Source organism: Devosia sp. Soil_C_22, from assembly GCF_057657195.1.
The window spans coordinates 1312989-1326330 of record NZ_JBDGIY010000001.1 but is presented as its reverse complement, the minus strand read 5'-3'; the positions used below and the strand labels follow the sequence as shown (position 1 = coordinate 1326330).

The following is a 13342-nucleotide window of genomic DNA, read 5'->3' as shown; positions in this document are numbered from 1 at the left end:
AATAGAGAAGCGCCGCGGATTCCGCAAGTCTCCGCCGGTGGTGGAGCAGCTATGCGGCCCGAGGTCGGCGCGTTTGCCGACTGAATACCAGGCCGACGATATCACCGCGCTGACACTGCCGCGGTGGTCAGGCGGGAGCGGTGTTGGCCTTGGCCAGCTTGCCCACCAGGTTGGCGTTGAAGCTGGCATCGAGCGCCTGGCGCAGGTCGCCGTCGGTCTCCACTGCCGCGCGCAATCGCCGCTGGTCGAAGGCGAGGTAGCGCATGGGCCGCGCCGCCACCGCAGTGGCCGAGGCCACGCCGCCCGAAACGAAGCTCATCTCCCCCAGGAAGTCCCCTGGGCCGCAGACGGCGACGATGCGCCCGTCCCGCTCGATCTGGGCGACGCCGTCGGCGATGAACATCAGGTCGTGGACCGCCTCGCCTTCCATCGTCAGCTTTTCACCTGCCTCGATATGCCTCAGCCTGGCCAGGCGCAGCAGCCGCCGAACGGTACGACGTTCGATATTGGCCGGGATGATCGAGGCCAGCCGCTGCTCGTCCTCGCTGAACCTGTGGCGCTTGGCGTAGTACCAGAGGATCGCGAGCTGAATGACGTTCACGGCGACGAAGATCAACTCCCAGACCACGATGACCAGATCGACCTGGATGAAGGCCCGGTTGACGATGCGGATCACACCGGCGGAGATCGCGATGCCGCGCAGCCAGCCCATGTCGTTCATCATCATCGAGATGACGAGCAAAGCATAGGGTAAGTGCGTGAGGAAGTGGGCCGGGTCGAGCATCGCGGCCGCGAAGTCGGATATCGCCATTCTTTCCAACGCCCAAAGCAATCACACAGTTAGCAACCACGTCACTGCGATCGTCAATCGCTGGATGCTGTAGATCGGGCTAGTTGAGAAGGGCGATGGAGAGATTCAGGACGCTGGCGAAGCCGACCCAGGCGGCATAGGGCACGAATAGCCAGGCCGACAGCCGGTCCCGGCTCCAACGCTGGGCGATGAAGGCGAGGGTCAGGGCCAGGATGCCAAGGATCACCGCGAAGGCAAGCCAGGTCTGGTGCAGGCCGAACCAGAGCGGCGACCACATCCAGTTGAGCAACATCTGGCCGGCCCAGAGCTTCATGCCGCTACCGGTCGGCTCGGCAAGGAAGGTGCGCCAACCGGCTATGGCGATCAGCACATAAAGCGCGAACCAGACCGGCCCAAAAACCCCGTTGGGTGGGGTGAAGAATGGCTTTTCGAGCTCAGCGTACCAGCTGCCGGGAGCCGTCGCGATGCCAATCAGCGTGCCGACGCCGATGACGACGGCGAGAAATACCACCAGCGCGACAAGGGATCGCCGCGACTTCAGGTCGGACAGGGTCAGCGTGCTCATGCGGGTGCAACGCACCGATGCGGCACCGGTTCACTCGGTGAGCGTGCAATCGTGCTGCAAGTTCAACGGCAGCTTGCGACCTGCGCCATCGGAGGCAGCATAGACGAGCTCAACGGATTGCTCGTCGGCGGCCCATATCGGCGAGGCATTCGAAAAGAGCGGCGTGTCGCCCGCCAGGTCGACCGCGCAACCCCGGCGCGTCGCGCTGCCGTCGGCGGCGGTGAACTCGGCAACGATGCGGCGCATGCAACCGGCCTCGTCGCAATATTCGTTCACATGCAGGGCGGTGCGGCCCGAGGGCGAGGCGAAGCGGTGCTCGGTCTGCGGATCGGGGATCATGAACCAGGCGGCGGTGCCGGCGGCAAGCGCGATGACGATCGCGGCAGTGAGCAGCAGGCCGGCCGGCAGTTCCTTGCGCTCGAGCGCCATCACGCGGCCTTCTGCATGGCGATGAAGTAGAAGCCGTCGGTACCGGTGCTGTGGGGGGTCACCGCGACGCCGCCCTCGGGGGAGAAACGGGCGCGTAGCTTGGTGCCGGCGAAATGGCTCATCCACAGCTTGTTGCCGGCAACCGCGGTGAAATCCGGGTTGGCGGCGAGGAAGGCTGCCGCCTGCTGTGCATTCTCCTCGGGCAGCACCGAGCAGGTGATGTAGGCGAGCGTGCCGCCGGGACGGAGGAAAGTCGCGGCTTGAGCCAAGATCGCGCGCTGCTCCTCGACGCGTAGCGCCAGCTGGTCGGGCGTGAGCTTCCACTTTGCGGTCGGCTGGCGGCGCCAGGTGCCGGAGCCGGTGCACGGCGCATCAAGCACGACGCGATCGAGCTTGCCGACGAGATCGTCGAGAGCGCCTTCGCCGGGCTGGCGCACCTGCACATTGCGGACGCCGGCACGCTTCAACCGGTCGTAGATCGGGGCGAGCCGGGTGCGGTCGCTGTCATAGGCGAAGATCTGGCCGCGGTTCTGCATCGCGGCGGCCATGGCGAGGGTCTTGCCCCCTGCCCCGGCGCATAGGTCGAGCACCTGCTCGCCGCCGCGCGGGCTGGCGAGTGCCGCAACGATCTGGCTGCCGAAATCCTGCACCTCGAACCAGCCCTTGAGGTAGCCCTCTTCACTCTGGACGTTCGGCGTGCGGCTGTCACGCTCGCCGGCCGGGAAGCGCACGCCTTCGGTAAGCCGCATCTCGGTCTCGGGGGTAAAGCGGGAGAGCCCCCGCAGTACCTTGTCCCGTGCCGCCTTGAGCGTGTTGACGCGCAGGTCGAGCGGCGGCCGATCGGCGAGGGCGTTGGCTTCGGCGACCCAGTCGTCACCAAAACTGCCGGCAAGATGGCTGACCGTCCATTCCGGCACGTCGCCGCGCACGTGGCCGGGGGCGCCGGCGAGCGGATCGGCGGCGGTCAGGCGGACGGCCTCGTCGTCGGTAACCGGGGCCGGCGCAAAACGATCGCCGCCAAAACTGTCGTTGAGCCCCTCGACCGTCTCGCCCCACTCGCGCACGGCGACACTCAGCACCAACGCTCGCGGTTCGTCGGAGCCCATGGCCCAGGCGTGCGACAGGCGACGGCGCAGCGCATCGTAGACGAGATTGCCGATGGCGGCGCGGTCACCGGCGCCGGCGAAGCGATTGTTCAGCCCCCAGGCCTTCAGCGCCTCCGCCACCGGCCGCTTATGCGCGTCGATATCGGCGAGCACCTCGATGGCGGCGGCGATCCGGCCCGGCAGGCGCATCAGTTGCCGCCGCGATAGTTCGGGCTCTCGCGGGTGATCGACACGTCGTGCACGTGACTTTCCGACAGCGCAGCGCCCGAGATCTTCACGAAGGTGGCGTTGTCGCGGAAGTCCTGCAGGTTATGTGCGCCGGTATAGCCCATGGCGGCACGCAGGCCGCCGGCAAGCTGGTGCAGCACCGTGCCGGCCGGCCCCTTATACGGGACCTGGCCCTCGATGCCTTCAGGCACGAGTTTCAGGCTGTCATTCACTTCCTGCTGGAAGTAGCGGTCGGCCGAGCCGCGGGCCATGGCGCCTACCGAGCCCATGCCGCGATAGGACTTATAGGAGCGGCCCTGGTAGAGATAGACCTCACCGGGGCTCTCGTCGGTGCCGGCGAGGAGCGAGCCGACCATCACGCAAGACGCGCCGCCGGCCAAGGCCTTGGCCATATCTCCTGAGAACTTGATTCCGCCGTCGGCGATCACCGGCACGCCCTGCTTGGCGGCCTCTTCGGCGCAGGACATCACGGCCGCGAGCTGCGGCACGCCAACGCCGGCGACGATGCGGGTGGTGCAGATCGAGCCCGGGCCGATGCCCACCTTGACGGTGTCGGCACCGGCATCGATCAGCGCCTTGGTGGCTTCGCGGGTCGCGACGTTGCCGGCCACGATGCGGGTGGAGTTGCTCTCGCGCTTGATGCGCTCGACCGACGTCAATACGCCCGCCGAATGGCCGTGGGCGGTGTCGATGACGAGCAGGTCGACGCCGGCATCGATCAGCGCCAGCGAGCGCTCATAGCCGGCATCGCCCACACCGGTCGCGGCCGCGACGCGCAGGCGGCCCTGCGCGTCCTTGACGGCATTGGGGTTGAGCTGGGCCTTCTCGATGTCCTTGACGGTGATGAGCCCGACGCAGCGGCCATCCTCGTCAGTGACCAGCAGCTTTTCGATGCGGTGGGCGTGGAGCAGGCGCTTGGCCTCTTCCTTGCTCACCCCGTCGCGCACCGTGATGAGCTTCTCGTACGTCATCAGCTCGGAGATCGGCTGGTTCGGGTTCGAGGCGAAGCGTACGTCGCGGTTGGTCAGGATACCGACCAGCCGGCCGAGCCGGCGGCCGCCCTTGCCGCCATTCTCCACCACGGGAATGCCCGAGATGTTGTTGGCGCTCATCAGCGCCAGCGCATCGGCGAGAGTCGCTTCGGGACCGATGGTGATGGGGTTCACCACCATGCCGCTCTCGAAGCTTTTCACCGCCCGGACCTGCTCGGCCTGCACGGCGATGTCGAAATTCTTGTGGATCACCCCGATGCCGCCGGCCTGCGCCATGGCGATGGCCATGCGGCTCTCGGTGACCGTGTCCATGGCCGAGCTCAGGATGGGAATATTGAGCGAGATGTCCTTGGTCACCCGCGTGCGGATATCGACCTGGGTCGGCAGCACGTCGGAATGGGCAGGCTGCAGCAGCACGTCGTCAAACGTCAGCGCGCTTTCGCCGGTGATGGAGGTAATGATCTTCGCCAAGGGGTGGGCCCTTCCCTTCTGAGCATCAGAAAAACGGAAGCCCGCAGCGGGTACGACTCGACGTCCGACTGCGGGTTGGCGAGGGTCAATAGCACCGGGTCCCGAGGTTGGGAAGCGGCAATCGATGCCGCTTTGCTCATGGCTCGCATGCGCGCCGCAATGGGCGTAAGCTGACCTCGCGGACGCGCCTCACGGTGCGATTTTGGACACGCACCGGGGAGGGTGACGCCAGCCAAGCAACAGAACAGGAGGAGTAGATGGCTAGTCAGAACGGCAGACAAGCCGGGCCCCGGTGCATTGCGCTCGTGGGTCCATTCGCGAGCGGCAAGACCTCGCTGCTCGAGGCGATCCTGATGCGCACTGGGGCCATTACCCGGCAAGGCAATGCCAAGGACGGCAACATGGTTGGCGACGCCGCGCCCGAGGCTCGCGCCAATGCGATGAGCGTCGAGCTCAATGTCGCCGAGTGCGAGTACATGGGCGATCGCTACACCTTCCTCGATTGCCCGGGCTCGGTGGAATTCCAGTACGAGGCGCTGGCCGTGCTCGCCGGCGTCGACATGGCGGTGGTGGTGGCCGAGGCCGACCCCAAGAAGGTCGCCGCCCTGCAGCTGATCCTGCGCGATCTCGAAGCGCGCCAGCTGCCGCACCTCATCTACCTCAACAAGATCGACAAGCTGTCCGGCTCGGTTCGCGACGTGCTCGCCATGCTGCAGCCGGCGAGCAGCGTGCCGCTGGTGCTGCGGCAGTTGCCGATGGTGAAGGGCGGCGTCGTCACCGGATGCATCGACCTCGCGCTCGAGCGCGCGCATGTCTACCACGAGGCCAAGGAGAGCGAGATCGTCGCCCTGCCCGATGGCGAGCGCGCGGCGGAGGTGGACGCACGAACCGCCATGCTCGAGCAGATCGCCGACTATGACGACGTGCTGATGGAGCAGCTGCTCGAGGACGTGGCGCCGGAAACGAGCCTCGTGTTCAATGACCTGGTCGAGGAGATGCGCGCCGGCAAGATCGCGCCCGTGTTCATCGGCTCGGCCGAGCATGGCAACGGCATCACGCGGCTGCTCAAGGCCATTCGCCACGAAGCGCCAGCAGTCAGTGCCACGCGCGAGCGGCTGGGCCTCAAGGACGGCGCCGGTACCGTGGTGCAGGTGATGAAGACCATGCAGACCGCACGCTCGGGCAAGATGTGCATCGCCCGCGTGCTGTCAGGTTCGGTCAGCGACGGCATGAGCCTGCGTTCCGCCGATGGGCGCGAGGCCAAGGTATCGGGCCTGTTCCGCGTCATGGGCCAGGAAACGACCAAGCGCGACACGGCCCGCGAGGGCGAGACGGTCGCGCTCGGCAAGGTGGAAGCGGCGTGCACAGGCGACACGCTCTCGACCGGCATGGCCGCCGAGCTCGCCCCGCTGCCCGACAGCATGCCGATGATGTCGCTCGCCATCGCACCGCGCGAGCGCAAGGACGACGTCCGGCTCTCGACGGCGTTGCAGCGCATCCTCGAGGAAGACCCCTCGCTCCGCCTCGTGCATGTACCGGAAACCGGCGAGACGGTGCTCGAAGGCCATGGCGAGATGCATCTGCGCGTCGTCATCGAGCGGATCACCAAGCGATATGGCGTGCCGGTTACCACATCGACGCCGCGCATCGCCTATCGCGAGACCATCCGCAAGGCGGCCAACGTGCGCGGCCGGCACAAGAAGCAATCGGGCGGGCACGGACAGTTCGGCGACGTGGTGCTGACCATCAAGCCGATGCCGCGTGGCTCGGGTGTGGGGTTCGATGAGAAGATCACCGGCGGCGTGGTGCCGCGCCAGTATATCAGCTCGGTCGAGGCCGGCGTGCGCGAGTATTTCGACGCCGGCGGCCCCCTCGGCTTTCCGGTGGTCGATGTAGGCGTGACGCTGACCGACGGTTCCTACCACACGGTCGACAGCTCCGACATGGCGTTCCGGCAGGCGGCACAGATCGGCATGCGCGAAGGCATGCCGCAATGCGAGCCGGTGCTGCTGGAACCGGTCATGAACGTCACCGTCCGCTGCCCCACCGAAGCCACCGCGCGCATCAACGCCATCCTGCCCCGCCGCCGCGGCCAGATCATCGGCTCGGATGCGCGCGAAAACTGGCCCGGCTGGGACGAAATCCACGCCCTGGTCCCCGCCTCGGAGATGCAGGACCTGATCATCGAACTGCGGTCGGCCACCGCCGGCGTCGGCTCGTTCGTGCAGGAATTCGACCACCTGGCCGAAGTCGGTGGGCGACTGGCGGAGGAAGTGGCGAACAAATACGGGCGAATGGCGGTTTAGCCTCAAGACAACGCGTCCCGATGCCCATCAACGACGTCGGGATCGCCTCACCCGAGATCTCATGGGCGACGAAATACTGTCTTCGCACAGCACCCGTGATCCACGTTCCCGCACATTCATCATTCTTGCGGTTCACCGCATGTATGGCTAGCCTCATCGTAAACGAAGTGTTACTGACGATCCGTGGGGTGCGGTAAGCGTTCTTCTGATGAGTGAGGGTCTTAGATGAATATGTTCAAGGCTCTGCTGATTGCTGCAGGGTTATTTACGGCTTCGGCATCCGCCGCAAGCGCAGTTACGTATGCAAATCTGGTCGACTACAATCAGGGCTCGGGGATCACCGATCCCGGCCGGACGATTGAAAGCAACGCCTACGGAGCACCGAACGGGACGTTCCTCTCGCTCGGCCTCGGTGGATCAGCGGTGTTTTCTTTCGGCACCGCGTTCACCGGGCCGTCCGCGATCATCGAGATCACCAATGGTGATCGTTCCGGCTACGTGGAAACCGCCAGTGTCTATGGCGGTGTGAACTACGACCCGCTGGTGGGCGATGTCTCCAGCTTCGTATGGCTGGGCGACATCATCAACACGTCGGCCACGTCGATCGTGAACTTCATCGGCATCTACAACTTCCTCTACATCCTCGACACTTCCAGCGGCGCAGGCCGTGATGGCTTCGATATCGATTCCATCAGTGTCGCGGCGGTTCCGGTGCCGGCGGGTGTAGTGCTGCTCGGTTCCGGCCTCGTTGCCCTGGGGTGGCTCGGCCGCCGTCGCAAGCAGGCCATCGCCTGACCGGTTCGATCGCTGGCTCAAGCAAGAAAGGCCCGCTTCGGTGGGCCTTTTCTTTTGGCGGCGACCTACGGCAGCCGATCGCCGATTGCCGCCAGCCATACGGCGACCGCTGCCGCGCCAGCGTCCGGAAAGCCCTGCGCGCGCTCGCCGAGGTAGCTGGCCCGGCCTAGTTTCGGAAACATCGCGGTGGTAGCCGCAACGCCGCCGGTGGCGGCTGCAACGCCCTGGCGGAACGCCGCGGTGGCGGGCTGGCCGGCCGAAAGCGCTTGAGCCCATGCTTCGGCGGCCGGGCGCAGCGCATCGACCATGGTGCGGTCACCCTTGCGGGCGCCGCCCAGTTGCTCGACCGCATCGACGGCGGCCGTAAAGGCAGCGCACCAGTCGGTTGCGGTGGGATTGTCCCTGCCTTCCAGCACTTTCGCGGCACGAACCAATCCGACGGCGTAGAACGGGCCGGAGCTGCCCGCGATGGCACGGCGCAGGGCGTCGGCGACGGCCGCGAGCGCGCCGCTCGGCGTGTTGAAAGTGCCGTCCGGCAGCGCTCGGATGGCTTCGGCGCCGCGCACCATGGAGGAGCCGAGATCGCCATCGCCAGTCTTGCCGTCGAGATCGGCGAGCTCTGCCTCGGCCTCCACCAGCCTTGCGGCGATCGCCTCTGCGACGGCCCGGATGGTGGCCGACTGCGGGCCGGGCGTAGACTGGATTGCCGCGGCGGTCGTGCGCGGGGCAGTAATCACGCGCCGGCCGGCCGCGACGCGCCCACCACCGGCCCACGCCCGTGCCTCGGTGGGCGCATCGAGGGCGGCGAGCAATTCGTCGTCGAGCGCCAGCAGGCTGAGCGAGCAGCCGGGCATGTCGAGCGCCGAGAGGAACACGCCCGACCAGAGCCGTTCGACCACCAGGCCCCGCTGCCGCGCGTAGGCCAGCGCGTGGCGGGCGACGACGGCGAGCTCGATGGGCGGGGTGGCGCCGAGGCCGTTGACCAGCACGGCGACGCGTCGTCCGGCACCCAGCTGCTTGTCGAGCACGATCATGTCGACCATGCGCTCGACCAGGGCGTCAGCGCTTTCGAGCGGCAGGCGCCGCACGCCCTTTTCGCCGTGGATCCCGAGGCCGAGCTCGATCTCGCCATCTGCGAGCTCAAAGCCCGGTTTGCCGACAGCCGGGACGGTGCAGGCACCAAGCGCCACGCCGATGGTGCCCACGGCGTCGGCGGCACGACGCGCAAGCGCCGCGACCTCGGCGACCGAAGCTCCGTTGGCGGCCGCGTAGCCCGCAACCTTGTGGACGAAGATGGTGCCGGCAATGCCGCGGCGGCGCTCGGGCGCGACCGTATCGCGCAGGGCGACATCGTCGGCCACCACAACGATCTCGGTGGGGATGCCCTCGGCAGTGGCCATTTCGGCGGCAAGACCGAAGTTGAGGCGGTCGCCGGTGTAATTCTTGACGATCAGCACAGCGCCGCGCGGGCCGGCCACGGCCTTGATGCCGGCGAGGATGGCGTCGACGCTGGGTGAGGTGAAGACGTCGCCGGCAATCGCGCCGGCGAGCATGCCCTGCCCCACATAGCCGGCATGGCCGGGCTCGTGCCCGCTGCCGCCGCCGGAAAGCACGGCGACCGGCCAGTCGGCGAGCGCGCCGATGGGGTCGCGGACGACGACGTTCTCGCTGTCGAGCAGCGCCAGCCCGGGCGTGGTGTCGACCAGCCCCTCCAGCACCTCGCGCACCAGGTTGCGCGGCTCGTTGATCAGCTTCTTCATGACGGGGCCTCCTCCGGAACGCGCCAGCCCTAACCCGGACGGCAAGCCACCGGCAACCCAGCAAAAAGGCCCCGGGCGCCCCTCAACGCCCGAGGCCCGCCGACGATGCTAGCGCACCGTCAGGACTTCACTGCACCGGCGGTCAGCCCGGCGATGATGTGCCGTTGTGCGAGGAAGAACACGATGATGGTGGGCAGGATGGTGAGCGTGATGAACGCCAGGATCAGCTGCCAATCGGTCATGAACTCGCCCTTGTAGACCATGATGCCGAGCGGCCAGGGATAGTTCTTCTCCGAGTTCAGCATGATCAGCGGCAGGATGTAGCTGTTCCAGCTGCCCACGAAGGAGAGGATGCCGACCGTGGCGATGATCGGCCGAGCGAGCGGTAGCGACACGTGCCAGAAGAACCTCAGGTATCCGCAGCCATCGACGAAGGCGGCATCGAACAGTTCCGAGGGCATGCCGCGGAAATAGTTGCGGAACAGCAGGATGCTCATCCCCAGCCCGAAGGCCACCTGCGGCAGCACCACGCCCCAATAGGTATCGAGCAACCCCAGGTCGCGGATGCGGATGAAGAGCGGCAGAATGGCAGTGGCGGCCGGAAACATCAGGCCGAGCAGGAAGTAGTTGAGCAGCATGCGCGAGCCGAAGAAGCGCACATGGGCGAAGGCGAAGGCCGCCATCGCGCCGCAGGCGAGGGTCAGTGACACGGTGACGACGGCGATGAGCAGCGAATTGCCCATCTGCCGCCAGTAGCGATCACCGGTCAGGATGTCGGTATAGTTGGACCACATCCATTCGCGCGGCAGCCCGAAGGCGTTGCTGCGCAGATCGCCGAGCGTCTTGAAGCCACCAAGCGCGGTGGTGAGCAGCGGGATGATGACGATGGCCGCGACGATGATCATCGAGGCATAGAGGTAGGTCTGCGTGCCGGCATCGAGCCGGCGGCCCGACTCGAGCGCCTTGCGGCCCTGCACGGGCAGATCGTTGGGTGCGAGCGCGTCAGTCATGGCGCATGAATATCCTGCGGTAGGAGAAGGCGAGGGTCACGCAGATGATGAACAGCACCACGCCGACGGCGCTGCCGAAACCAACCTGCATGCGCATCACCCCGAAGGAATAAAGGAACGTGACCATTGTCTGGGTCGCGTTGAGCGGACCGCCACCGGTCAATGGCATGATCATGTCGAACAGCTGCAACGAGCCGACGACGGCGAAGAACAGCGACAGCCGCACGGTGGAGCCGAGCATGGGCAGCGTCACCTGGCTGAACTTCTGCCAGCCGGTGGCGCCGTCGATCTCGGCGGCTTCGAGCACTTCGCGGTCGATGGCCTGGAGGCCGGCGATGAACAGCATCATGTGGAAGCCGAAATACTTCCACACGATCACGCCCAGCACCGCAGCCATGGCGGTGCCCTTGTCGGCGAGCCAGAACGGGGCGTCCTGTCCGAAGGCTTCCCAGATGGAGGCGACGAGGCCGAATTCGCCGTCGTAGACGAAGCGCCAGATCATGCCGGCGGCGACGTCGGCGAGGACGTAGGGCAGGAAGAAGATCAAGCGGAAGCCGACAGCCCCCTTGACGTTCTTGGTCACGAGCGTCGCCAGCCACAGCGCCAGCGGCACCTGGATGCAGATCGAGATGAGGATGATCAGGCCGTTATTGATCAGCGCCGTACGGAAGGCGCCGTTCCTGAAGATCAGCTCGAAATTCTTGAGCCCGACCCACTCGGTGGGGAGGCTGTAGCCGTTCCAGTTGTACAGCGAATACCAGGCCGCCTCGCCCATGGGCAGGATCACGAAGATCGTGAACAGCAGCAGCGCGGGCGGCAGAAACAGGATCAGCACCGGGAGCTTGCCCTGCGCACCCATGCGCGCGGCCTTGCGGCGCGGCGCGGCTAGCGCAGTGGTGGCATCCGACGCGATCGGCAGGGTGGTGCTCATAAGCTCACCGAACCTCCCCTCGAGGTTGGCCGAAGATGGAAATAGCGGTGCCGCCGAGCCAGCACGGCCCGGCGGCGTCCATGGGCTGGACTACATTTCCATCGCGTGGGCGTCTTCGATCTGCTGCGAGCCTTCCTCGGGGGAGATTTCGCCCGAGATGATGCCCACCGCCATGTCGTTGACGACGCGGCCGACGTTCGGACCGAGGTCCTGATCGACATAGTTCTGGTGCCAGGTCGCCTTGGACATCTGGGCCACGGCATCCTGCATGCTCGGATCGGTCACGCCGGACTCGGCGCCCTTGATCACCGGCAGGTCACCGAGGGCAGCCATGCGCTTCATGTTGTCGACATTGGTCATGAACTTGACGAAGTCCTCGGTCTCGGGCGGGGCGGCGGCAGTCACCACCCAGCCGTTGAGGCCGCCGAAATCCTCGGTCACGAGACCCGCGCCGCCCGCGATGGTCGGGAAGGCGAAGCGGCCGATATTGTCCTGGGAAAGACCCTTGCCGTCGGTCGCATTGGCGGCCTGGCTGGTCGGGGTGGCCATGTTCTCAAAGCCGAGGATCATGGCGGCGCGGCCGTCGTCGAATACCGGCACGGTCTCGGGCCAGGTAGCGCCCTGCCAGCCATCCTGGCACGGCTCCATCTTGCCGAGGTCGGCGAGCTTCTGGCCGGCCTTGATGAACGGCTCGGCCATGAAGCCGCCGTTCTCGCCGTTCTTGGCTGCATCGAACCCGGCCTGGCCGGCTTCGCGCATGCTCAGATAGCTCCAGTAGAAGTGGATCGGCCACTTGTCGCCGCCACCGCAGGCCAGCGGGGTGATGCCGGCATCCTTGAGCTTCTGTATGGCACTGGTGAAATCGTCCCAGGTCTTGATGGCGGTGCCATCGACACCGGCCTGCTCGAACAGCGCCTTGTTGTACCAGAACGAGACCACGCCGCTCTTGAACGGGGCGGCCCAGACCTTGCCGTCGAAGGTCATGCCGGAGATGGCGCCCTGGCTCAGCTCGTTGCGCCACTCGCCGTTATTGGCGTCGAGCGCGGCATCGATGGCGCGGATCTTGCCGGTCTCGGACTGCTCTTTCAGCACGCCGCCGCCCCAGGTGTAGAACAGCGAAGGCGGATCGTTCGACTGCAGGAGCGTGGGCAGCTTGGCCTTGAACGCCTCGTTCTCGAGGAACTGCAGCTCGACCGTGATGCCGGCATGCGCGGCTTCATACTGGGTGGCGATATCCTCCATCACGGCCAGCCGGTCCGGATTGGTTTCCAGATGCAGCCACTTGATGGTGGAGTCCGCCAGGGCTCCGGAGGCCCCCATGGCCAGAACCGATGCGCCCAGCGCCAAAACGGCACGGCGCGCAAGATGTACGTACCTCATTGCAATTCCTCCCAAACCGCCGGCAGCCTCGGCTTCCGCGCGTTCCCTAGCTTTTCGAAGATGCCGCGGCTTCCTCCTCCTCGGCAGGCTGGGATGTTAGAGTAGCCCACAGGGGTGTCAAGCTGTCGCACCCCGAGGCCGCGCACGAATGCGTGCGCAAGCGCAGTTACCCCGGGCAATCGCTGCTGTTTTCGGCAGTCGTGGAAGTATGGAGGCCGAAACGCTATTCTGCTCCCGGCTCCTATGAGGAACAGGTTGCAGGTTCGTCGCGGGCAGCAGTCAGTCCGGCTGATTGCGCCGAACGATCTTCATTATCAGGAGGATCACGCCAGCCACGAGCAGAACAACGCCGACCGTGCCCAGCCAGGTCACGCCAACACTGAAGCCATATCCCGCCAGTATCAGGCCGAAAACCACCAAAGCCAGACCGGCAAGCTTCTTCACCAGAAGCGCCGACTTATCATCCGCAATTGCCATAACAGGCCGCTCCCGCAACTCGGCCGCGATTAAGCTACTCGCCATCGCGCAAGTTGCCAAGCACTGTGGCGCAATCGGCTG

12 protein-coding genes are annotated in these 13342 nt (G+C 66.1%); 2 read left to right on the top strand and 10 right to left on the bottom strand.

Annotation, left to right across the window (positions count from 1 at the left end; genetic code table 11):
- Window positions 1–127 precede the first annotated feature (127 nt).
- The 5 genes from AC3A6I_RS06275 to guaB form a co-directional block, all read right to left on the bottom strand.
- The gene (locus AC3A6I_RS06275) at window positions 128–811 is read right to left on the bottom strand and encodes a cyclic nucleotide-binding domain-containing protein (protein WP_487542655.1); all 684 of its coding nucleotides are present in this window, start codon (window positions 809–811) and stop codon (window positions 128–130) included.
- 79 nt (window positions 812–890) lie between these two features.
- Complete coding sequence (locus tag AC3A6I_RS06270) at window positions 891–1376, bottom strand: TspO/MBR family protein (RefSeq protein WP_487542653.1); 486 nt, start codon at window positions 1374–1376, stop codon at window positions 891–893.
- Window positions 1377–1406: 30 nt separating this feature from the next.
- Window positions 1407–1805 (bottom strand): hypothetical protein, encoded by a 399-nt coding sequence (locus tag AC3A6I_RS06265; RefSeq protein WP_487542651.1) that lies wholly within the window; start codon window positions 1803–1805, stop codon window positions 1407–1409.
- A complete protein-coding gene (locus AC3A6I_RS06260) occupies window positions 1805–3100 on the bottom strand; it encodes an RsmB/NOP family class I SAM-dependent RNA methyltransferase (RefSeq protein WP_487542649.1) in 1296 nt (431 codons plus the stop codon). Before AC3A6I_RS06260 ends, AC3A6I_RS06265 begins: the two co-directional genes overlap by 1 nt.
- On the bottom strand, window positions 3100–4602 hold the full coding sequence (guaB, locus tag AC3A6I_RS06255; RefSeq protein ID WP_487542648.1) for an IMP dehydrogenase: 1503 nt from the start codon (window positions 4600–4602) through the stop codon (window positions 3100–3102). Before guaB ends, AC3A6I_RS06260 begins: the two co-directional genes overlap by 1 nt.
- A gap of 257 nt (window positions 4603–4859) precedes the next feature.
- Here guaB and AC3A6I_RS06250 point away from each other — a divergent pair, with 257 nt between their 5' ends.
- A complete protein-coding gene (locus AC3A6I_RS06250) occupies window positions 4860–6908 on the top strand; it encodes an elongation factor G (RefSeq protein ID WP_487542646.1) in 2049 nt (682 codons plus the stop codon).
- Between the two features lie 225 nt (window positions 6909–7133).
- Window positions 7134–7703 carry a PEP-CTERM sorting domain-containing protein gene (locus AC3A6I_RS06245; protein ID WP_487542644.1) on the top strand — a complete coding sequence of 190 codons (570 nt, stop codon included), beginning with the start codon at window positions 7134–7136 and terminating at the stop codon, window positions 7701–7703.
- A 65-nt stretch (window positions 7704–7768) separates the two neighbouring features.
- On the opposite strand, the gene AC3A6I_RS06240 is transcribed toward AC3A6I_RS06245, so the two are convergent.
- The 5 genes from AC3A6I_RS06240 to AC3A6I_RS06220 all read right to left on the bottom strand — a co-directional run bounded on the left by AC3A6I_RS06240 (window position 7769) and on the right by AC3A6I_RS06220 (window position 13261).
- Window positions 7769–9463: a dihydroxyacetone kinase family protein gene (locus tag AC3A6I_RS06240; RefSeq protein WP_487542642.1), complete on the bottom strand. Its 1695-nt coding sequence runs from the start codon at window positions 9461–9463 to the stop codon at window positions 7769–7771.
- A 119-nt stretch (window positions 9464–9582) separates the two neighbouring features.
- Window positions 9583–10368, bottom strand: a complete 786-nt coding sequence (locus tag AC3A6I_RS06235; RefSeq protein WP_487544989.1) for a carbohydrate ABC transporter permease — start codon at window positions 10366–10368, stop codon at window positions 9583–9585.
- A 97-nt stretch (window positions 10369–10465) separates the two neighbouring features.
- Entirely contained in the window at window positions 10466–11404 is a 939-nt protein-coding gene (locus tag AC3A6I_RS06230; RefSeq protein ID WP_487542641.1) for a carbohydrate ABC transporter permease, read from the bottom strand.
- 90 nt (window positions 11405–11494) lie between these two features.
- Complete coding sequence (locus tag AC3A6I_RS06225) at window positions 11495–12784, bottom strand: extracellular solute-binding protein (RefSeq protein WP_487542639.1); 1290 nt, start codon at window positions 12782–12784, stop codon at window positions 11495–11497.
- A 279-nt stretch (window positions 12785–13063) separates the two neighbouring features.
- The gene (locus AC3A6I_RS06220) at window positions 13064–13261 is read right to left on the bottom strand and encodes a hypothetical protein (RefSeq protein WP_487542637.1); all 198 of its coding nucleotides are present in this window, start codon (window positions 13259–13261) and stop codon (window positions 13064–13066) included.
- Between the last annotated feature and the right edge of the window lie 81 nt (window positions 13262–13342).

Excerpts from the sequence above, each read along its gene's own strand:
- AC3A6I_RS06230 (WP_487542641.1), bottom strand. The coding sequence starts at position 11,404 with ATGAGCACCACCCTGCCGATCGCGTCGGATGCCACCACTGCGCTAGCC.
- AC3A6I_RS06240 (WP_487542642.1), bottom strand. The coding sequence starts at position 9,463 with ATGAAGAAGCTGATCAACGAGCCGCGCAACCTGGTGCGCGAGGTGCTG.
- AC3A6I_RS06245 (WP_487542644.1), top strand. The coding sequence starts at position 7,134 with ATGAATATGTTCAAGGCTCTGCTGATTGCTGCAGGGTTATTTACGGCT.
- AC3A6I_RS06260 (WP_487542649.1), bottom strand. The coding sequence starts at position 3,100 with ATGCGCCTGCCGGGCCGGATCGCCGCCGCCATCGAGGTGCTCGCCGAT.
- AC3A6I_RS06275 (WP_487542655.1), bottom strand. The coding sequence starts at position 811 with ATGGCGATATCCGACTTCGCGGCCGCGATGCTCGACCCGGCCCACTTC.
- AC3A6I_RS06265 (WP_487542651.1), bottom strand. The coding sequence starts at position 1,805 with ATGGCGCTCGAGCGCAAGGAACTGCCGGCCGGCCTGCTGCTCACTGCC.
- AC3A6I_RS06270 (WP_487542653.1), bottom strand. The coding sequence starts at position 1,376 with ATGAGCACGCTGACCCTGTCCGACCTGAAGTCGCGGCGATCCCTTGTC.
- AC3A6I_RS06220 (WP_487542637.1), bottom strand. The coding sequence starts at position 13,261 with ATGGCAATTGCGGATGATAAGTCGGCGCTTCTGGTGAAGAAGCTTGCC.
- AC3A6I_RS06225 (WP_487542639.1), bottom strand. The coding sequence starts at position 12,784 with ATGAGGTACGTACATCTTGCGCGCCGTGCCGTTTTGGCGCTGGGCGCA.
- AC3A6I_RS06250 (WP_487542646.1), top strand. The coding sequence starts at position 4,860 with ATGGCTAGTCAGAACGGCAGACAAGCCGGGCCCCGGTGCATTGCGCTC.
- AC3A6I_RS06235 (WP_487544989.1), bottom strand. The coding sequence starts at position 10,368 with ATGATCATCGTCGCGGCCATCGTCATCATCCCGCTGCTCACCACCGCG.